16 protein-coding genes are annotated in these 19,863 nt (G+C 70.3%); 10 read left to right on the top strand and 6 right to left on the bottom strand.

Going from position 1 to position 19,863, the window contains the following annotated elements:
* Positions 1 to 95 precede the first annotated feature (95 nt).
* From ACFYW3_RS31325 to pgi, 7 genes are all read left to right on the top strand, one after another.
* Complete coding sequence (locus tag ACFYW3_RS31325; protein WP_389388004.1) at positions 96 to 3,059, top strand: M14 family zinc carboxypeptidase; 2,964 nt, start codon at positions 96 to 98, stop codon at positions 3,057 to 3,059.
* A gap of 220 nt (positions 3,060 to 3,279) precedes the next feature.
* Entirely contained in the window at positions 3,280 to 4,284 is a 1,005-nt protein-coding gene (gene gap / locus ACFYW3_RS31320; RefSeq protein ID WP_351759479.1) for a type I glyceraldehyde-3-phosphate dehydrogenase, read from the top strand.
* Between the two features lie 151 nt (positions 4,285 to 4,435).
* On the top strand, positions 4,436 to 5,647 hold the full coding sequence (locus ACFYW3_RS31315; protein WP_389388003.1) for a phosphoglycerate kinase: 1,212 nt from the start codon (positions 4,436 to 4,438) through the stop codon (positions 5,645 to 5,647).
* A 6-nt stretch (positions 5,648 to 5,653) separates the two neighbouring features.
* The gene (gene tpiA / locus ACFYW3_RS31310; protein ID WP_053681606.1) at positions 5,654 to 6,430 is read left to right on the top strand and encodes a triose-phosphate isomerase; all 777 of its coding nucleotides are present in this window, start codon (positions 5,654 to 5,656) and stop codon (positions 6,428 to 6,430) included.
* 135 nt (positions 6,431 to 6,565) lie between these two features.
* Positions 6,566 to 6,796 (top strand): preprotein translocase subunit SecG, encoded by a 231-nt coding sequence (secG, locus tag ACFYW3_RS31305; protein WP_351759472.1) that lies wholly within the window; start codon positions 6,566 to 6,568, stop codon positions 6,794 to 6,796.
* 172 nt (positions 6,797 to 6,968) lie between these two features.
* Positions 6,969 to 7,304 carry an RNA polymerase-binding protein RbpA gene (locus ACFYW3_RS31300; RefSeq protein WP_007263454.1) on the top strand — a complete coding sequence of 112 codons (336 nt, stop codon included), beginning with the start codon at positions 6,969 to 6,971 and terminating at the stop codon, positions 7,302 to 7,304.
* Between the two features lie 176 nt (positions 7,305 to 7,480).
* Positions 7,481 to 9,136 (top strand): glucose-6-phosphate isomerase, encoded by a 1,656-nt coding sequence (gene pgi / locus ACFYW3_RS31295; protein ID WP_351759489.1) that lies wholly within the window; start codon positions 7,481 to 7,483, stop codon positions 9,134 to 9,136.
* 144 nt (positions 9,137 to 9,280) lie between these two features.
* Here the strand turns inward: pgi and pgl are convergent, their stop codons facing one another.
* The 5 genes from pgl to tkt form a co-directional block, all read right to left on the bottom strand.
* Positions 9,281 to 10,063: a 6-phosphogluconolactonase gene (gene pgl / locus ACFYW3_RS31290; RefSeq protein ID WP_266950931.1), complete on the bottom strand. Its 783-nt coding sequence runs from the start codon at positions 10,061 to 10,063 to the stop codon at positions 9,281 to 9,283.
* 98 nt (positions 10,064 to 10,161) lie between these two features.
* Positions 10,162 to 11,217, bottom strand: coding sequence for a glucose-6-phosphate dehydrogenase assembly protein OpcA (opcA, locus tag ACFYW3_RS31285; RefSeq protein ID WP_351759469.1), 1,056 nt, complete (start codon positions 11,215 to 11,217; stop codon positions 10,162 to 10,164).
* Positions 11,214 to 12,740 (bottom strand): glucose-6-phosphate dehydrogenase, encoded by a 1,527-nt coding sequence (zwf, locus tag ACFYW3_RS31280; RefSeq protein ID WP_371591348.1) that lies wholly within the window; start codon positions 12,738 to 12,740, stop codon positions 11,214 to 11,216. Before zwf ends, opcA begins: the two co-directional genes overlap by 4 nt.
* A 5-nt stretch (positions 12,741 to 12,745) precedes the next feature.
* Positions 12,746 to 13,864: a transaldolase gene (gene tal / locus ACFYW3_RS31275; RefSeq protein ID WP_351759467.1), complete on the bottom strand. Its 1,119-nt coding sequence runs from the start codon at positions 13,862 to 13,864 to the stop codon at positions 12,746 to 12,748.
* 34 nt (positions 13,865 to 13,898) lie between these two features.
* Positions 13,899 to 15,986 (bottom strand): transketolase, encoded by a 2,088-nt coding sequence (tkt, locus tag ACFYW3_RS31270; protein ID WP_351759465.1) that lies wholly within the window; start codon positions 15,984 to 15,986, stop codon positions 13,899 to 13,901.
* Between the two features lie 295 nt (positions 15,987 to 16,281).
* Between tkt and ACFYW3_RS31265 the strand changes: the two genes are divergently transcribed.
* The 3 genes from ACFYW3_RS31265 (at position 16,282) to ACFYW3_RS31255 (ending at position 18,822) form a co-directional block, all read left to right on the top strand.
* Entirely contained in the window at positions 16,282 to 17,223 is a 942-nt protein-coding gene (locus ACFYW3_RS31265) for a heme o synthase (RefSeq protein WP_351759462.1), read from the top strand.
* A gap of 23 nt (positions 17,224 to 17,246) precedes the next feature.
* Positions 17,247 to 17,606 carry a hypothetical protein gene (locus ACFYW3_RS31260; protein ID WP_053681620.1) on the top strand — a complete coding sequence of 120 codons (360 nt, stop codon included), beginning with the start codon at positions 17,247 to 17,249 and terminating at the stop codon, positions 17,604 to 17,606.
* Between the two features lie 94 nt (positions 17,607 to 17,700).
* Entirely contained in the window at positions 17,701 to 18,822 is a 1,122-nt protein-coding gene (locus tag ACFYW3_RS31255) for an amidohydrolase family protein (protein WP_389388002.1), read from the top strand.
* Between the two features lie 47 nt (positions 18,823 to 18,869).
* Here ACFYW3_RS31255 and ACFYW3_RS31250 read toward each other — a convergent pair whose 3' ends face one another.
* The gene (locus ACFYW3_RS31250) at positions 18,870 to 19,859 is read right to left on the bottom strand and encodes a COX15/CtaA family protein (RefSeq protein WP_351759455.1); all 990 of its coding nucleotides are present in this window, start codon (positions 19,857 to 19,859) and stop codon (positions 18,870 to 18,872) included.
* Positions 19,860 to 19,863: the final 4 nt, after the last annotated feature.

The following is a 19,863-nucleotide window of genomic DNA, read 5'->3' as shown; positions in this document are numbered from 1 at the left end:
CGGGCACCTTTCGGTACGCCCCATTGACATGCGCATGGGCGGTCGTGAGCCTGTCGTCCGAACGCTTTCGTGGCAGACGACGCCCAGGGGGGCACATGAGGCACCGCGCGAGATCGATCCTCGCCGCAAGCGCACTCGTCTTCGGAACCACACTGGCCGCACTACCCGTCGCGGCCCAGGCGCAGCCCACCGCGGAGGACGGATCCGCCGCCTCCGACGAGGTGCGGGTCTACGACGCGGACATCACCCGCGAACAGGTACCGCTGGTCCTCGCCGCCGGCCAGGACGCCCACGAGCTGACCGAACGGGCCCCCGAGCACGGGACCGCCAAGGTCGAGCTGTTCCTGACCGCCGGCCAGGCGAAGGAACTCGCGGCGCGCGGCGTGAAGCCGGTCGAGCGCAGGACCGCCGCCGGCGCGACGGCCCGCGCGAAGGCCGCCGGCGACGGGGTGTTCCGCCCGTACAGCGGCAAGGGCGGCCTCCAGGAGGAGATCCTGCGCACCGCGCGGGAGAACCCGGCGCTCACCAAGGTCGTCTCCATCGGCAAGACCGTCCAGGGCAAGGACATCCTCGCCCTCAAGGTCACCAAGAACGCCAAGAAGACCAAGGACGGCGACAAGCCCGCCGTCCTGTACATGTCGAACCAGCACGCCCGCGAGTGGATCACCCCCGAGATGACCCGGCGGCTGATGCACCAGACCCTCGACGGCTACGGCAAGGACGCCCGGATCACCAGGCTGGTCGACTCCACCGAACTGTGGTTCCTGCTGTCCGCCAACCCGGACGGCTACGACCACACGTTCACCGCCGACTCCGCCCGCCTGTGGCGCAAGAACCTGCGCGACAACAACGCCGACGGAAAGATCACGGCCGGCGACGGCGTCGACCTCAACCGCAACTTCGCCTACAAGTGGGGCTACGACAACGAGGGTTCCTCGCCGAGCCAGGCGAGCGAGACCTACCGCGGCCCCAAGGCCGGCTCCGAGCCCGAGACCGCGGCGCTCGACCGGTTCGAGAAGCGCATCGGCTTCCAGTACGCCATCAACTACCACTCCGCGTCCGAACTGATCCTCTACGGGGTCGGCTGGCAGGTGGCCACCCCGACCCCCGACGACGTCGCGTACAAGGCGCTCGCCGGGACCCCCGAGAACCCGGCCGTCCCCGGCTACCACCCGCAGCTCTCCTCCGAGCTGTACACCACGAACGGCGAGGCCGACGGACACGCCGCCAACGCCAACGGCATCATGATGTTCACGCCGGAGATGACCACCTGCCAGACGGCCTCCGCGAGCGACCCGAACGACCCGTGGAAGCCCGAGGACTGCGCCTCCGGATTCAACTTCCCGGACGACGAGAAGCTGATCCAGGCCGAGTTCGCCAAGAACGTCCCCTTCGCGCTCGCCGTCGGCGAGAGCGCCGCGCGCCCCGACCAGCCGGCGTCCTCCGTCGGCCTGAAGGCCGCCGACTTCACCGTGGACCCGTTCACCACCTCCTACGCGGCCCGCGGCGAGGACCAGACGGTCGCCGTCACCGCCCGCAAGGCGCTCAAGGACAAGGAACTCAACTTCCGCGTCAACGGCGGTCGCACCCACGACGAGGACCTCAAGGCCTGGAAGGGCGGCGAGACCTACGGCGGCGAGGACAACAACTGGTTCGACGAGTACCGGGCGAAGGTCGACGGCGCCAGAGCCGGCGACAAGGTCGAGGTCTGGTTCACCGGCCGCGACCGCTCCGGCAAGCGGGTCTCCAGCGAGCACTTCACGTACACCGTGGCCGAGCGGCCCCGGGCGGACGTCCTGGTGATCGCCGAGGAGGGCGCCCCGGCACAGCACGCGCGGACGTACGTCGACGCGCTGCGCGCCAACGGACGCTCCGCCGCCGTCTGGGACGTCGCCGTCCAGGGCGCCCCGCACCCCCTCGGAGTCCTCTCGCACTTCCGCACGGCCGTCCACTACACGGGAGCCAAGAGCCCCGGCGGTGACACCCAACTGGCGATCCGCGACTTCCTCAACGAGGGCGGCAAGCTGATCGAGGCCGGCGAACTGGCCGGCGGCAACGCCCAGGTCGGCCCCGCCGTCACCAACGACTTCAGCCAGTACTGGCTCGGTGCCTACGGCCGGGCCGGCGTGAGCGCCCCCACCGGCTTCACCGGGGCCGGCGGCCTCGCCGGGGCCGCGGGCGGCCTCGGGGACGCGGCGGGCAACCCGCTGAACGCGCCCGGCTCCTACACCGTCACCTCGGACACCCTGCCGGCCGCACAGTTCCCGCGGTTCAAGAGCGTCCAGGCGGGCCAGTACGCCGGGGTCGTCAACCCGTACGCCCCCCACGCCGGCGTCGGCATGGCCTCGGCCCTGCACACGGACGACGACTGGAAGCGGCTGACCCGGACCGTGGACCTCACCAAGGTCTCCGCCGCCGACAAGCCGGCCCTGCGCATGGCACTGAACTGGAACACCGAGGAGGGCTACGACCACGCCGCCCTCGAGGCCCGCACGGCCGGCGGGGACGACTGGACGACCCTGCCCGAGGCGAACGGTCTGACCAGCACCGCGGTCCCGACCGAGTGCGAGGGCGGGTTCCTGCTGAACGGCCACCCGTTCCTGCGCCACTACCTGACGCTCGACGGCGGCGGCTGCGCCCCGCAGGGCACCAGCGGCGCGTGGAACAGCTTCACCGGATCCTCCGGCGGCTGGAAGCAGGTCTCCTTCGACCTGAGCGCGTACGCCGGCAAGACCGTCGAGGTCTCGCTGTCGTACGTCACCGACCCGGGTTCGGGCGGCCGCGGCGTCTTCGCGGACGAGGCACGGTTGAACGTGGCCGGAGCCGACCAGGCCGTCGAGGGCTTCGAGACCTCGCTGGGCGCCTGGAGCGCCGGGCCCGCACCTGCCGGAAGTCCCGACGTTCCGGGCGATTGGTCCCGGTCCGGGGAGCTGTTCAAGTCCTACGCGGCGGTGACTACGCGTGACACCGTACTGGTCGGTTTCGGCCTGGAACACCTGCCGACCGCGAAGGACCGAGCCGTACTCGTCGGTAAGGCGCTCCGTTCACTGAACCACTGAGCCGCACCCCTCCCGTCGCTCACTTTGAGTGACGGGGGCCAAGGTCCCGGAGGTCCCGCGCCGGCGCTTGTGGCGCAGGACCTCCCTGGCGGACAAGGGTGTGTCAGTCCCCGGCCGATGTCACTCCGAAGCTCACGGAGAGGTAGGGTCGTAAGCGGTCGGGGACATCCCATACAGCTCGCCGGCGGACAGGCCGGCGCACCAACGAGGAGATCGGTTCGTGACGATCCGCGTAGGCATCAACGGTTTTGGCCGAATTGGCCGCAACTACTTCCGTGCGCTCCTGGAGCAGGGAGCGGACATCGAGATCGTCGGTGTCAACGACCTGACTGACAATGCCACCCTGGTGCACCTGCTCAAGTACGACACCATCCTGGGCCGCCTCAAGCACGAGGTCTCCCACACCGCCGACACCATCACGGTGGGCGGCAACACCTTCAAGACCTTCGCCGAGCGCGACCCCGCGAACCTCCCCTGGGGCGAGCTGGGTGCCGACATCGTCATCGAGTCGACCGGCATCTTCACGAAGAAGGCCGACGCCGCCAAGCACATCGCGGCCGGCGCGAAGAAGGTCCTCATCTCGGCTCCGGCCAAGGACGAGGACATCACGATCGTGATGGGCGTCAACCAGGACAAGTACGACGCGGCCAACCACCACGTCATCTCCAACGCCTCCTGCACCACCAACTGTGTGGCGCCGATGGCCAAGGTCCTCCTGGAGAACTTCGGCATCGTCAAGGGCATGATGACGACGGTCCACGCGTACACGAACGACCAGCGCATCCTGGACTTCCCGCACTCGGACCTGCGTCGCGCCCGCGCCGCCGCCGAGAACATCATCCCGACCACCACCGGTGCCGCCAAGGCCACCGCGCTGGTCATCCCGGAGCTGGCGGGCAAGCTCGACGGCATCGCGATGCGCGTCCCGGTCCCCACCGGTTCCGTGACCGACCTGGTCATCGAGCTGGAGCGCGAGGTCACCAAGGACGAGGTCAACGCCGCGTTCCAGAAGGCCTCCGAGGGTCAGCTCAAGGGCATCCTGGACTACACCGAGGACGCGATCGTCTCCTCCGACATCGTGAACTGGCCGTACTCCTGCACCTTCGACTCCTCCCTGACCATGGTCCAGGGCAAGCAGGTCAAGGTCATCGGCTGGTACGACAACGAGTGGGGCTACTCCAACCGCCTCGTCGACCTGACCGTGTTCGTCGGCGAGCGGCTCTAAAGGTCACCAAGGTTTCAGGGCAAGGCACCACGATGTAGGCACAGGGCTCGGGCAGCGCGATGAAGCGCTGTGCGGGCCCTGTGGCTTGCCTCGTCCCTCTCGCCCCGCACGGGCACAAGGCCCTGCGTGGGGAAAAGGAGCAGAAAGACACATGAAGACGATCGACGAACTTCTCGCCGAGGGCGTCTCCGGCAAGCGGGTCTTCGTCCGGGCCGACCTCAACGTGCCGCTGGCCGAAGGCAAGATCACCGACGACGGCCGCATCCGCGCCGTCCAGCCGACCATCGCGAAGCTCGCCGAAGCCGGCGCCCGCGTGGTCGTGGCCTCGCACCTGGGCCGCCCCAAGGGCGCCCCGGACCCGGCCTTCTCGCTGGCCCCGGCCGCGGTCCGCCTCGGCGAACTGCTCGGCAAGAACGTCGCGTTCGCCACGGACACCGTCGGCGCCTCCGCCAAGGAGACCGTCGCGGCGCTCGCCGACGGCGAGGTCGCCCTCATCGAGAACCTGCGCTTCAACGCCGGCGAGACCTCGAAGGACGACGCCGAGCGCGGCGCCTTCGCGGACGAGCTCGCCGAGCTCGCCGACGTCTACGTCGGCGACGGCTTCGGCGCCGTGCACCGCAAGCACGCCTCGGTCTTCGACCTCCCCGCGCGCCTGCCGCACGCGGTCGGCTACCTCATCGCCACCGAGATCGACGTCCTGAAGAAGCTGACCGCCGAGGTCAAGCGCCCGTACGTGGTCATCCTCGGCGGCGCCAAGGTCTCCGACAAGCTCGCCGTCATCGACGAGCTGCTCGGCAAGGCCGACCGCCTCCTCATCGGCGGCGGCATGGCCTACACCTTCCTCTACGCCAAGGGCTACGAGGTCGGCATCTCCCTGCTCCAGAAGGACCAGGTGGACGTCGTCAAGGAGTACATGGAGCGCGCCGAGGCCAACGGCGTGGAACTGGTCCTCCCCGTCGACATCCTCGCCTCCACGGACTTCCCCGACCTCAAGGGCAAGACCCCCGCGGAGTTCATCACCGTCGCCGCGGACAAGATCCCCGCCGACAAGGAGGGTCTGGACATCGGTCCCAAGACCCGCGAGCTGTACGCGTCGAAGATCGCCGACGCGGAGACCGTCTTCTGGAACGGTCCCGTGGGCGTCTTCGAGCACCCCGACTACGCCGGCGGCACCCGCGCGATCGCGCAGGCCCTCGTCGACAGCGACGCGTTCACCGTGGTCGGCGGCGGGGACTCCGCCGCCGCCGTGCGCACGCTCGGCTTCGACGAGAACGCTTTCGGCCACATCTCGACCGGTGGCGGCGCCTCCCTCGAATACCTCGAGGGCAAGACGCTCCCCGGCATCGCCGCACTGGAGGTCTGAACCAAAGTGACTTCGCGTACCCCGCTGATGGCGGGCAACTGGAAGATGAACCTCAACCACCTCGAGGCCATCGCGCACGTCCAGAAGCTCGCGTTCGCCCTGGCCGACAAGGACTACGACGCCGTCGAGGTCGCGGTGCTGCCGCCCTTCGTCGACCTGCGTTCGGTCCAGACCCTGGTCGACGGCGACAAGCTGAAGATCAAGTACGGCGCCCAGGACATCTCGGCGCACGACTCCGGTGCCTACACCGGCGAGATCTCCGGCCCCATGCTGTCGAAGCTGAAGTGCGCGTTCGTGGCCGTCGGCCACAGCGAGCGCCGCCAGTACCACGGCGAGAACGACGAGATCTGCAACGCCAAGGTCAAGGCCGCCTTCAAGCACGGGATCACGCCGATCCTCTGCGTCGGCGAGGGCCTCGACGTCCGCAAGGCCGGCGAGCAGGTCCCGCACACGCTGGCCCAGGTCGACGGCGGACTGAAGGACGTACCGGCCGAGCAGGTCGAGTCCATCGTCATCGCGTACGAGCCCGTCTGGGCGATCGGCACCGGTGAGGTCGCCACCCCCGAGGACGCGCAGGAGGTCTGCGGGGCGATCCGCGGCCGCCTCGCCGAGCTGTACTCCCAGGAGCTGGCCGACAAGGTCCGCATCCAGTACGGCGGCTCGGTGAAGTCCGGGAACATCGCCGCGATCATGGCGCAGCCCGACGTCGACGGCGCGCTCATCGGCGGCGCCGCGCTGGACGTGGACGAGTTCGTCAAGATCGTCCGGTTCCGCGACCAGTGACCGGTGTGACCATCGCAGCGAGTATGCGGTAGGGCGGATCCGTCGTACCCTTGCGGGGGCCAGGAGGCTGAACCACCAGCCACTGGCCCCCGCGCACATCCCGGAAAAGCCAGAAAGTAGGAATCAGCCGTGATTATGGGGTTCTCGATCGCCCTGATCGTCTTCAGCGCCCTGCTGATGCTGCTCGTGCTGATGCACAAGGGCAAGGGCGGCGGCCTTTCCGACATGTTCGGCGGCGGCATGCAGTCGTCGGTCGGCGGTTCCTCAGTCGCCGAGCGCAACCTGGACCGGATCACCGTCGTGATCGGTCTGCTCTGGTTCGCCTGCATCGTGGCGCTCGGCCTGATGATGAAGTCGACCAGCTGACCGTTCCGGCCATTCCGGCGGTCCGGCGGGTCCTCCCCGGCCTATCATGGGCCTTTGCGGGGGCGGTCCTTCCAGTTCCTGGACGGTCGCCCGGTCTTCCGTAGACTCGGGCGCCCGCGGCAGCGGACCTCCCCTCGCACTCCGCGGCACCATCACGCAGGGAGTTACGACCGTGGCAAGTGGCAACGCGATCCGTGGCAGTCGGGTCGGAGCGGGGCCGATGGGCGAGGCCGAGCGCGGTGAGTCAGCGCCCCGTCTGCGCATCTCCTTCTGGTGCTCGAACGGGCACGAGACACAGCCCAGCTTCGCCAGCGACGCGCAGGTGCCGGACACCTGGGACTGCCCGCGCTGCGGGTTCCCGGCCGGCCAGGACCGGGACAACCCGCCGGCTCCGCCGCGCACCGAACCGTACAAGACGCACCTGGCGTACGTGCGGGAGCGGCGCACCGACGCCGACGGCGAGGCGATCCTCGCCGAAGCCCTCGCCAAGCTCCGCGGCGAGATCTGACACGTCCGAACCTCGGCCTCCGGCCGGTTCGCACTCAAGAGTGACTTGGGGCCCGGCCCCGCGGAAGACACGAACCCGCGGGCCGGGCCCCTTTGTGTGCGTTGGCCCCCTTCACATCCCTTAGGTTGGGGCGTGGCGGGGCACGACAGGACGGAAGAAGTGGGTTGATGTCCGAGATGAACGCAGACACCCGTACGAGGCTGAACCGGACACCCGAGTGGCTCGCACTCGGCAAGCACCGGGAAGAGCTGGGGCAGACGCATCTGCGGGAACTGTTCGCGGCGGATCCGAGCCGGGGCACCGGCTACACCCTGCGGGTCGGCGACCTGCACATCGACTACTCGAAGCACCTCGTGACGGACGAGACGCTCGCGTTGCTCCGCGAACTGGCGTCGGCGACCGGCGTGGCCGAGCTGCGCGACGCGATGTTCCGCGGCGAGAAGATCAACACGACCGAGGACCGGGCGGTCCTGCACACCGCCCTGCGCGCCCCGAGGGACGCGGTGATCGAGGTGGACGGCGAGAACGTCGTCCCCGACGTGCACGCCGTCCTCGACAAGATGGCCGCCTTCTCCGAGCAGGTCAGGTCGGGGAAGTGGACCGGCTTCACCGGCAAGCGCATCAAGAACGTCGTCAACATCGGCATCGGCGGCTCCGACCTGGGCCCGGCGATGGCGTACGAGGCGCTGCGCGCCTTCGCCGACCGCGGCCTGACGCTGCGTTTCGTCTCCAACGTGGACGGCGCCGACCTGCACGAGGCCGTACGGGACTTCGACCCGGCGGAGACGCTGTTCATCATCGCGTCGAAGACCTTCACCACGATCGAGACCATCACCAACGCCACCTCGGCGCGGGAATGGCTGCTCGCGGGGCTGGGCGGTGACCAGAGCGCCGTGGCACGGCACTTCGTGGCGCTGTCCACCAACGCCGAGAAGGTCACCGGGTTCGGCATCGACCCGGCCAACATGTTCGAGTTCTGGGACTGGGTCGGCGGGCGCTACTCCTTCGACTCCGCGATCGGCCTCTCGCTGATGATCGCGATCGGTCCGGACGCCTTCCGGGAGATGCTGGACGGCTTCGCGGCCATGGACCGGCACTTCCGGACCGCCCCGCCGGAGGAGAACGCGCCGCTGCTGATGGGCCTGTTGGGGGTCTGGTACGGCGGGTTCTTCGACGCCCAGTCGCACGCGGTGCTGCCGTACAGCCACTACCTGTCGCGGTTCACGGCCTACCTCCAGCAGTTGGACATGGAGTCCAACGGCAAGTCGGTGGACCGGGACGGCAACCCGGTGGACTGGCAGACCGGACCGGTGGTGTGGGGCACGCCCGGCACGAACGGGCAGCACGCGTACTACCAGTTGATCCACCAGGGGACGAAGCTGATCCCGGCGGACTTCATCGGGTTCGCCCGACCGGTGGCGGAACTCTCCGCGCCGCTGAAGGCCCAACACGACCTGCTGATGGCGAACTTCTTCGCGCAGACGCAGGCCCTGGCCTTCGGCAAGACCGCCGAGGAGGTGCGGGCGGAGGGCGTCGACGAGGCACTGGTCGCCCACAAGACGTTCGCGGGCAACCACCCCACGACGACGATCCTCGCGACCGAGTTGACGCCCGGGGTGCTGGGGCAGCTGATCGCCCTGTACGAGCACAAGGTGTTCGTACAGGGCGCGGTGTGGAACATCGACTCCTTCGACCAGTGGGGAGTCGAGCTCGGCAAGGTGCTCGCCAAGCGGGTGGAACCGGCGCTGACCGAAGGCGCGGACGTGGAGGGCTTCGACCCCTCGACGCGGGCCCTCGTCGCGACGTACCGCTCGCTGCGCGGCCGGTCCTGACCCGGGGCGGGGGTGGGGGGGGGCGGGCCCCCCCCCCCCCCCCCCCCGGGGGCGGGGGGGGGGGGGGGCCCCGGGGGGGGGGGGCGGGGGGGGGGGGGGGGGGGGGCCCCCCCCCCCCCACCCCCGCCGTTCGGGCGCGTGCGGTCAGGCCGAGGCCGGCGGGTACATGTCCGACGGCAGCTTGGCCGCCGCCGCGCGGTCCAGGAGCCACAGGGTGCGGCTGCGACCGTAGGCCGCCGCCGCCGGGGCCTGGACGTCGCCCGCGCCGCCGAGCGCGAGCGCCACCGCGCCCGCCTTGTCCTCGCCCGCCGCCAGCAGCCAGACCTCGCGGGCCGCCCGGATCGCCGGGAGGGTCAGCGAGACCCGGGTCGGCGGCGGCTTCGGGGCGCCGTGCACACCGACCACGGTGCGCTCGGTCTCGCGGGACGCCGGGTGCTCCGGGAACAGCGAGGCCACGTGGGTGTCGGGGCCGACGCCCAGCATCAGCACGTCGAAGCGGGGGACCGGGCCGTGGTCCTCCGGACCCGCCGCCCGCGCGAGTTCCGCCGCGTACGCCGCCGCTGCGGCGTCGACGTCCGCCCCGTACGGGCCGTCCGAGGCCGGCATGACGTGGACGCGCGCCGGATCGACCGGCACGGCGTCCAGGAGCGCCTCGCGGGCCTGGACGTGATTGCGCTCGGGGTCGTCGGCGGGGACGTACCGCTCGTCGCCCCACCACAGGTCCAGACGCGACCAGTCGATCGCGTCCCGGGCCGGAGCGGCCGCCAGCGCCGCGAGCAGACCGTTGCCGTTGCGGCCGCCGGTCAGCACCACGGAGGCGCTGCCGCGGGCCGCCTGCGCGTCCACGATCTTCGTGATGAGCCGGGCCGCCGCGGCCTGGGCCATCAGCTCCTTGTCCCGGTGGACGACGACCTGGGGAGTCGTCATACCCATGTGCGTGCCGCCTTCTTGCTCGTTGCTGCGGGGAAATGGCTCGGCCGCCGGTCGGACCCCCTCGCGGGCGTCCGACCGGCGGCCGTGGTGCGTCACTTCTTGGCCGGTGCCTTCTTGGCCGGGGCCTTGGCCGCCGGCTTCGCGGGCGCCTCGGCCTTGGCCGCGGGGTCCTCCGCCTCGCCGGCGGAAGCCTCGGACTTGCCGGCCGGGGCCGCCTTCTTCGCGTCCAGCCGGTCCACGCCGAACTTCAGCGAGGCCTCGTACGTGTTGTCCGGGTCCAGCCGGCGCAGTTCCTCCGCCAGCAGCTCGGCCGTGTCACGGCGCTTGAGCGCCACCGCGCGGTCGGGCTGACCCGGCATGCACAGCGTCGCCAGGGCCCCGTCCGCCCGGTCCAGGACGATCACGCCGTCCGTGGTCTCCAGCCGTACGGCCGTGAGGCCGGGGCCGGAGGAGTGGGTGCGCTTGACCGGTACGCCCAGGCGGTCCGCCAGCCACATGGCCAGCAGCTCGCAGCTCGGGTTGTCGTCCTCGCCCTCGACGATGGCCGAGACGACGGAGACGCGACTCTGCTGGTCGAGCGCCGCGGCCAGCATCGAACGCCACGGGGTGATCCGGGTCCAGGACAGGTCCGTGTCACCCGGCGCGTACGCCTTGGCCCGGCTGCCGAGTGCGGCGATCGGGCTCTCAGAGGCGTACGTGTCCGTGATCCGGCGCTGTCCCAGCGAGCCCAGCGGGTCGCCCGCCAGGTTCGCGGGAGCGCCCTCCGGCCACCAGACCACCACGGGGGCGTCGGGCAGCAGGAGCGGGAGAACCACCGACTGGGCGTGGTTGACCAGTTCTCCGTGCATGCGGAGCACGACCGTCTCGCCGGAGCCGGCGTCCGCCCCGACACGGACTTCCGCGTCGAGACGGGCGTCGCGGCGACTGCGCGGCGAGCGGCTGATCCGCTTGACCACGACGATGATCCGCGAGGGGTGCTCGTGGGACGCGTCGTTCGCCGACTTGAGCGCGTCGTACGCGTTCTCCTCGTCGGTCACGATCACCAGCGTGAGGACCATGCCGATGGCCGGCGTGCCGATGTCCCGGCGCGCCTGCACCAACGCGGCGTTGATCTTGCTGGAGGTGGTCTCCGTAAGGTCGATCTTCATGGCCGGCGCCAGCTCCGTCCGTCTCGTGCGAGCATCTCGTCCGCCTCGACCGGTCCCCAGGTGCCCGCCGGGTACTGCGCGGGCTTGCCGTGCTTGTCCCAGTACTGCTCGATCGGGTCGAGGATGTTCCAGGAGAGCTCGACCTCCTGGTGACGCGGGAAGAGGTTCGCGTCACCCAGCAGGACATCCAGGATCAGCCGCTCGTACGCCTCGGGGCTGGACTCCGTGAAGGACTCGCCGTAGGCGAAGTCCATCGTGACGTCCCGGACCTCCATGGAGGTGCCGGGCACCTTGGAGCCGAAGCGGACCGTCACGCCCTCGTCCGGCTGAACCCGGATGACCAGGGCGTTCTGTCCCAGCTCCTCGGTCGCGCCCGACTCGAACGGGAGGTACGGGGCCCGCTTGAAGACCACCGCGATCTCGGTCACCCGACGGCCCAGGCGCTTGCCGGTCCGCAGGTAGAACGGGACGCCCGCCCAGCGACGGTTGTTGATCTCCAGACGGATGGCCGCGTAGGTGTCGGTCTTCGACTTGGGGTCGATGCCGTCCTCTTCGAGGTACCCGACGACCTTCTCGCCGCCCTGCCAGGCCGCCGAGTACTGGCCGCGCACGGTGTGCTTGCCCAGGTCCTCGGGCAGCTCCACGGCGGTCAGCACCTTGAGCTTCTCCGCCACCAGCGCCTTCGGGTGGAAGGAGCCGGGCTCCTCCATCGCGGTGAGCGCGAGCAGTTGGAGCAGGTGGTTCTGGATGACGTCGCGGGCGGCGCCGATGCCGTCGTAGTAACCGGCCCGGCCGCCGATGCCGATGTCCTCCGCCATGGTGATCTGCACGTGGTCGACGTACGACCGGTTCCAGATCGGCTCGAACATGGTGTTGGCGAAGCGGAGCGCCAGGATGTTCTGGACGGTCTCCTTGCCGAGGTAGTGGTCGATCCGGAAGACCTCGTCACGGGGGAAGACCTCGTGGACGACCTTGTTGAGCTCTTCCGCGCTCTTCAGGTCGTGGCCGAAGGGCTTCTCGATGACGGCGCGCCGCCAGGAGCCCTCCTTCTGCGCCAGACCGTGGTCCTTGAGCTGCTGGACCACCTTGGGGAAGAACTTCGGCGGGACCGAGAGGTAGAAGGCGAAGTTTCCGCCGGTGCCCTGGGCCTTGTCGAGTTCCTCGATCGTGGCCTTCAGCGTCTCGAAGGCCGCGTCGTCGTCGAAGTCGCCCTGGACGAAGCGGCAGCCCTGGACGAGCTGCTGCCACACCTCCTCACGGAAGGGGGTGCGCGAGTGCTCCTTGACCGCGTCGTGCACCTCCTGGGCGAAGTCCTCGTCCTGCCACTCGCGTCGGGCGAACCCGATGAGCGAGAAGCCCGGCGGGAGCAGGCCGCGGTTGGCGAGGTCGTAGACGGCAGGCATCAGCTTCTTGCGCGACAGGTCACCCGTAACGCCGAAAATGACCAGGCCGGACGGCCCCGCGATGCGCGGGAGCCGCCGGTCCTGTGCGTCACGAAGCGGGTTCGCTCCGTTCACAGACAAAGTGTTCAGGCCTCCGTGGGGGCAAGGCGCACGAGTTCCGCCTCGGTCGACTTCAGCAGGTCGTTCCAGGACACCGCGAACTTCTCGACGCCCTCGTCTTCCAGCAACTGAACGACATCGTCGTACGAGATGCCCAGCTTCGCGATCGCGTCGAGCTCGGCGCGCGACTGCTCGTAGGTGCCGCGGATGGTGTCGCCGGTGACCTCGCCGTGGTCGGCGGTGGCCTCCATGGTGGCTTCCGGCATGGTGTTCACGGTGCCGGGGGCGACCAGGTCCACCACGTACAGGGTGTCCTTGTAGGCCGGGTCCTTGACGCCGGTCGAGGCCCACAGCGGACGCTGCTTGTTCGCGTGCGCCTTGTCCAGGGCGGCCCAGCGCTCACCGGCGAAGACCTCCTCGAAGGCCTCGTAGGCCAAACGGGCGTTGGCGAGGGCCGCCTTGCCCTTCAGGGCCTTCGCCTCGTCGGTGCCGAGGCCGTCGAGGCGCTTGTCGATCTCGGTGTCCACGCGGGACACGAAGAACGAGGCGACCGAGTGGATCTTGGCAAGGTCCAGGCCCGCGGCCTTGGCCTTCTCCAGACCCGCCAGGTAGGCCTCCATGACCTCGCGGTAGCGCTCCAGCGAGAAGATCAGCGTGACGTTGACGCTGATGCCCCGACCGATGACCTCGGTGATCGCCGGCAGGCCGGCCCTGGTCGCCGGGATCTTGATGAGCGTGTTCGGGCGGTCCACCAGCCAGGCGAGCTGCTTGGCCTCGGCGACGGTCGCCCTGGTGTTGTGGGCGAGACGGGGGTCGACCTCGATCGAGACCCGGCCGTCCTGGCCCTCCGTCGCGTCGAACACGGGGCGCAGGATGTCGGCGGCGTCGCGGACGTCCGCCGTCGTGATCATGCGGATCGCCTCTTCGACGGTGACCTTGCGGGCCGCGAGGTCGGCGAGCTGCTGCTCGTAACCGTCGCCGCTGCTGATCGCCTTCTGGAAGATCGACGGGTTGGTGGTGACACCGACCACGTGCTGCTGGTCGATGAGCTCGGCGAGGTTGCCGGACGTGATGCGCTTGCGGGACAGGTCGTCCAGCCAGATCGCCACGCCCTCGTCGGAGAGGCGCTTGAGTGCGTCTGTCATGGGAATTGCATCTCCTACTGTTCGTGTACCGGTGTCAGCGCGCGGCGGCGGTGAGGGATTCCTTGGCGGCGGCGGTGACGGCCTCGGCCGTCAGACCGAACTCGCGGAACAGCAGGGCGCCGTCGGCGGAGGCGCCGAAGTGCTCCAGCGACACGATCCGGCCGGCGTCGCCGACGTAGCGGTGCCAGGTCAGACCGATGCCGGCCTCGACGGCGACGCGCGCCTTGACGGCGGGCGGCAGGACGCTGTCCTTGTACGCCTGGTCCTGCTCCTCGAACCACTCGACGGACGGCATCGAGACCACGCGCGTCGGGATGCCCTCGGCCTGGAGCGCCTCGCGGGCGCCGACGGCGAGCTGGACCTCGGAGCCGGTGCCGATGAGGATCACCTGCGGCTCGCCGCCCTCGGCTTCGAGGAGGACGTACCCGCCCTTGGCGGCGTTCTCGTTCAGCTCGTAGGTGGGCACGCCCTGGCGGGTCAGCGCCAGACCGTGCGGGGCACCCTTGCCGAACACCTTGGTGTGGCGACGGAGGATCTCGCGCCAGGCGATGACGGTCTCGTTCGCGTCCGCCGGGCGGACCACGTTCAGGCCCGGGATGGCGCGCAGCGAGGCGACGTGCTCGACCGGCTGGTGCGTCGGGCCGTCCTCGCCGAGGCCGATGGAGTCGTGCGTCCACACGTAGGTGACCGGCACGTGCATCAGCGCGGAGAGGCGGACCGCGTTGCGCATGTAGTCGGAGAACGTGAGGAACGTGCCGCCGTAGACGCGGGTGTGGCCGTGCAGCGCGATGCCGTTCATGGCCGCGGCCATGGCGTGCTCGCGAATGCCGAAGTGGATGGTGCGGCCGTACGGCTGGGCGCCCGGGAGCGGGTTGCCCACCGGCAGGAACGAGGAGTTCTTGTCGATGGTGGTGTTGTTGGAGCCGGCCAGGTCGGCCGAGCCGCCCCACAGCTCCGGGATGACCGCGCCGAGGGCCTCCAGGACCTTGCCGGACGCGGCGCGGGTGGCGACGCCCTTGCCGGCCTCGAAGACGGGGAGCTTCTCCTCCCAGCCGGCGGGCAGCTCGTTGGCGTTGATGCGGTCGAACTCGGCCGCGCGCTCCGGGTTGGAGGTGCGCCAGGCGGAGAAGTCCTTCTCCCACGCGGCCTTGACCTCGCGGCCCCGGTCGAGCGCCTCGCGCGTGTGGGCGAGGACCTCGTCGGCGACGTCGAAGCTCTTCTCCGGGTCGAAGCCCAGGACGCGCTTGGTGGCCGCGACCTCGTCGGCGCCCAGCGCCGAGCCGTGGGCGGCCTCGGTGTTCTGGGCGTGCGGGGCGGGCCAGGCGATGATCGAGCGCATGGCGATGAAGGACGGACGCTCCGTCTCGGCCTTGGCGGCCTCCAGTGCGTCGAACAGCGCCTTCGGGTCCAGGTCGCCGCTCTCCTGCGGGGCGACGCGCTGGACGTGCCAGCCGTAGGCCTCGTAGCGCGCGAGGGTGTCCTCGGAGACGGCCGTCTCCGTGTCGCCCTCGATGGAGATGTGGTTGTCGTCCCACAGCAGCACGAGGTTGCCGAGCTTCTGGTGGCCGGCCAGCGAGGACGCCTCGTGCGAGATGCCCTCCTGGAGGCAGCCGTCGCCGGCGATCGCGTAGATCATGTGGTCGAACGGGGAGGTGCCCGGGGCCGCCTCCGGGTCGAACAGACCGCGCTCGTAGCGGGCGGCCATGGCCATGCCCACCGCGTTGGCGACGCCCTGGCCCAGCGGGCCGGTGGTCGTCTCGACGCCCTTGGTGTGTCCGTACTCCGGGTGACCGGGGGTCTTGGAGCCCCAGGTGCGGAACGCCTCCAGGTCGGCCAGCTCCAGGCCGAAACCGGCCAGGTAGAGCTGGGTGTAGAGGGTCAGGGACGAGTGCCCTGCGGAGAGCACGAAGCGGTCACGGCCGACCCACTCGGGGTCGGCGGGGTCGTGCCGCATGACCTTCTGGAAAAGCGTGTACGCGGCGGGGGCCAGGCTCATCGCCGTACCGGGGTGGCCGTTCCCGACCTTCTGTACCGCGTCGGCGGCCAGGATGCGGGCGGTGTCGACGGCCCGCTGGTCCAGTTCGGTCCACTCGAGCTCTGTGGTGGTCGGCTTGGTGCTCACCGTTTGTCAGGGCTCCTCTCCACATGTCGGTTTCCCGGTGACGAACGGTGCACCGGCGCGATTCCGAGCCTACCCCCGCCGGGGCGTGCGGCTATTCGAGTGCCGGTAGTGCGTCGCCTGGTTGGCCACTGGTGTTCACCTGGGCTCCCGCCGATCGGCCCAACACGAGACGACCCCCGCGCGGGGCGACACAAGAGCAACGTCTAGAGTGGCGTGGTACGCGCAAGCCTTTACCGGACTTTCACGCCTGAAGAGTGCGAGTCGGAGCTTGCTGGATTCTCTCTCAGGGGTGTGCGTGACGGCCGTCGAATCCCGTCCAGCGGCGGTGCTCGGGACGAGCCCCGGTCACCGGCCGTTCGGGGCCAGGGCCATGGCATTCGTGGCTTTGACCAAGCCTCGGATCATCGAACTTCTGCTGATCACCACAGTGCCGGTGATGTTCCTCGCCGAAGGGGGCGTTCCCTCCCTCTGGCTGGTTCTCGTGACCTGCTTCGGCGGTTACCTCTCGGCCGGTGGCGCGAACGCGCTGAACATGTACATCGACCGCGACATCGACGCGTTGATGGACCGCACGGCGCAGCGGCCCCTGGTGACCGGCATGGTGAGCCCGCGTGAGTGCCTGGCCTTCGGCCTCGGCCTCGCGGTGGTCTCCACCCTCTTCTTCGGGCTCCTCGTCAACTGGCTGTCCGCGGCCCTGTCGCTCGGCGCGCTCCTCTTCTACGTCGTCGTCTACACGATGCTGTTGAAGCGGCGCACCGCGCAGAACATCGTCTGGGGCGGCATCGCCGGTTGCATGCCGGTGCTCATCGGCTGGTCCGCGGTGAAGAACGAGGTCTCCTGGGCCGCGATCATCCTGTTCCTCGTCATCTTCTTCTGGACGCCGCCGCACTACTGGCCGCTGTCCATGAAGGTGAAGGACGACTACGCGCGGGCCGGCGTGCCGATGCTGCCGGTCGTGGCCGGCAACAAGGCCGTGGCGCGCCAGATCGTCCTCTACAGCTGGGTGATGGTGGCGGTCTCGCTGCTGCTGACCCCGCTCGGCTACACCGGCTGGTTCTACACGGCGGTGGCACTGGTGGCCGGAGGTTGGTGGCTGTGGGAGGCGCACGCGCTGAACGCGCGGGCCAAGTCGGGCGTGACGGGTGCGAAGCTCAAGGAGATGCGACTGTTCCACTGGTCGATCACCTATGTGTCGCTGCTCTTCGTCGCCGTCGCCGTGGATCCCTTCCTCAAGTGATTACTCGTCGGTAGCATCGAGTCATGGCAGACACCGCAGACACCCCGGTCACCCCGGCCACGCCGGACAAGAAGCAGGACCGCACCGCCGCGAAGCTGGCCCGGCAGATCGGCGCGTTCGCCAAGCGGCACGGCGGCGCCGAGGGCCAGCTGGCCCACATCGGACAGGCCGGCACCCGGATCGTGCTCGTGGGCACGGACGGGGGCTGGGGCGACCTGGTGGCCCCGACCTACGGCGTGGCCGAGCTGGCCGCCGAGAAGGCCGGGCTGACCCTGCACGAGGAGTTCGACGGCGAGTTCGCCGCGCGCGTGCGCACCGGGCCCTACGAGTGGACCCGGATGGCCGGCATCCAGATGGGCGGACCCGCCAATCCCGGATTCTGAGGGCTCGGTCAACAGCGCGAGCAACACCTCACACCCCGCTCACCCGTTAGGACGTGTGGAAGCCCCTTCCTCACGTCCGCAACGGGATGACCGGATGATCGAAACGCCGCCCCTGGTGGACCAGTACTGCCAAGGAGTGCTCCGCACGGAGCTGGGCCTCGGCACCTTCGAGGCCCACCTGATCAGCTCTGCCGGCCCGCCCGCCGCCGGCACCACCTTCTTCGACACCCAGACCGGCTTCGCCGTACGCCGCTGGTGTCCGCCGTTGCTGGGGCTGGAGCCCCACTGCACGCCCGCCCACTACCTGGCCCGCCGCCGCGAGCTCGGGGTCGTCGAGGCCGGCAAACGCCTGCTGCGCGGCTCCCGCGTCGCCGCGTACCTGGTCGACACGGGGGTGCCCGGGGACCTCACCGGGCCCAAGGAACTCTCCCTCGCCGGTGACGCCGAGACCTTCGAGATCGTACGGCTGGAGCTGCTGGCCGAACAGGTCGCCGACACCTCCGGGACCGTCACCGCCTTCCTCTCCAACCTCGTCGAGGCGCTCCAGCACGCCGCCACCGGGGCCGCGGCCTTCAGTTGCGGGGCCGCCGCCGGATACCCCGCCGTGCTGGCCTTCGCCCCCGAGCCGCCCGGTCCCGGCGAGGTGCACGGGGCGGCCGGGCGGTGGTTGGCAGGCCGGGCCAAGGGCGAGGCCGTACGGGACCCCGTGCTCCTGCGGCACCTGTTGTGGAGCGCGGTGGCGTCCGGGCTGCCGATCCAACTGCACACGGGCGCGGGGGAGCCCGCGGAGTACCCGGGGCGGGCCGATCCGGCCCTGCTGACGGACTTCGTGCGGGCCACCGCGGGCCTCGGGACCCGGCTGGTCCTGCTCGGCGGCTATCCGTACCACCGCCACTCGGCGCGGTTGGCGTCCGCCTTCCCCCACGTGTACGCCGACCTGGGCGCGGTCCTCTCGCAGACCGGGGCGCGGGCGGCGACCGTATTGGCCGAACTGCTGGAGACCGCGCCCTTCGGGAAGCTGATGTTCTCCAGCGGCGGTCGCAGACTGCCCGAGCTGCACGCCGTCGGCGCCCTGGTCTTCCGGCAGGCGCTGCAGGACGTGCTCGGCGGCTGGGTCGCCGACGGGTCATGGTCCCGGCGGGACGCGGACCGGGTCGCGGCCATGATCGCGGCGGGGAACGCCCGGCGCGTCTACCGGCTGGACGAACGCGCCTGAGCGGCCCGGCCCACGAGGGAACGGGCCGCTCGGGCGGATCGGGCGTCTCAGACGGCGGCGAGCAGCGGGTCGCCCTGGGCCGGGACCCCGGCCTCGTCCGCGGGCCGCTCGCGCAGGCTCAGCGCGACGCGGAGCACCGCGATCCACACCAGGCAGGAGCCCAGCATGTGGGCGGCGACCAGGGCCTCGGGCACCTGGGTGAAGAACTGCACGTAGCCGATGGCGCCCTGGGCGAGCAGCACGATCAGCAGGTCCCGGGCGCGCGCCCGGGTGTCGACCGGGGCGTCGACCACGCGCAGCACCAGCCACATCGCGACGGCGAGCGCGCACACCACCCAGGCGGCGATGGCGTGCACGTGCGCGGTGGCCGCCCAGTCGAACGGCATCCGCTTGATCTCGCTGCTGTCACCCGCGTGCGGACCGGACCCGGTCACCACCGTGCCGGCGGCGATCAGGACCAGGGTGGTGGCGATCAGCGTCCAGGAGAGCCTGCGCACGGGGGCGGGCACCCGGGGCCGGGCCGGGGAGTCGCCCTCGGCCGCGCGCTGCCAGGTGATCGTCGTCACCGTGATCAGCGAGGTGGCGAGCAGGAAGTGCCCGGCCACGCTGTACGGGTTGAGTCCCGTCAGGACGGTGATGCCGCCGAGCACGGCGTTGCCCATCACGATGGCGAACTGGAGCCAGCCCAGCCGGGACAGCGAACGCCGCCACGGCTTGGCCGAACGGGCGGCGACGATGGCCCAGCCGACGGCGGCGCAGAGCACGTACGTCAGCATGCGGTTGCCGAACTCGATCGCCCCGTGGAAGCCCTGTTCCCGGGTGACGATCAGGCTTTCGTCGGTGCACTTGGGCCAGGTGTCGCAGCCGAGACCGGATCCGGTCAGTCGCACCGCGCCGCCGGTGACGACGATGACCACGCTCATGACGAGCGCGGCGAGCGCGGCCCGCCGGACGGTCCGGGGTGACGGGGTCCAGCGGCCGGCGATGAAGGAGAGAGGGGTCAACACGGCCCCTATCGTAGGCCGCGCCTTGTGCAAACTT

The organism is Streptomyces sp. NPDC002602, assembly GCF_042889445.1.
In the GTDB taxonomy this organism is placed as follows: domain Bacteria; phylum Actinomycetota; class Actinomycetes; order Streptomycetales; family Streptomycetaceae; genus Streptomyces.
This window is presented reverse-complemented; position numbering and strand designations above follow the sequence as displayed.

Coding starts and splice junctions, on each gene's coding strand:
- pgl (WP_266950931.1), bottom strand. CDS start 10,063: ATGACGACTCCCCAGGTCGTCGTCCACCGGGACAAGGAGCTGATGGCC.
- tal (WP_351759467.1), bottom strand. CDS start 13,864: ATGACAGACGCACTCAAGCGCCTCTCCGACGAGGGCGTGGCGATCTGG.
- ACFYW3_RS31260 (WP_053681620.1), top strand. CDS start 17,247: ATGGCAGACACCGCAGACACCCCGGTCACCCCGGCCACGCCGGACAAG.
- ACFYW3_RS31255 (WP_389388002.1), top strand. CDS start 17,701: ATGATCGAAACGCCGCCCCTGGTGGACCAGTACTGCCAAGGAGTGCTC.
- secG (WP_351759472.1), top strand. CDS start 6,566: ATGGGGTTCTCGATCGCCCTGATCGTCTTCAGCGCCCTGCTGATGCTG.
- opcA (WP_351759469.1), bottom strand. CDS start 11,217: ATGAAGATCGACCTTACGGAGACCACCTCCAGCAAGATCAACGCCGCG.
- ACFYW3_RS31325 (WP_389388004.1), top strand. CDS start 96: ATGAGGCACCGCGCGAGATCGATCCTCGCCGCAAGCGCACTCGTCTTC.
- ACFYW3_RS31315 (WP_389388003.1), top strand. CDS start 4,436: ATGAAGACGATCGACGAACTTCTCGCCGAGGGCGTCTCCGGCAAGCGG.
- pgi (WP_351759489.1), top strand. CDS start 7,481: ATGAACGCAGACACCCGTACGAGGCTGAACCGGACACCCGAGTGGCTC.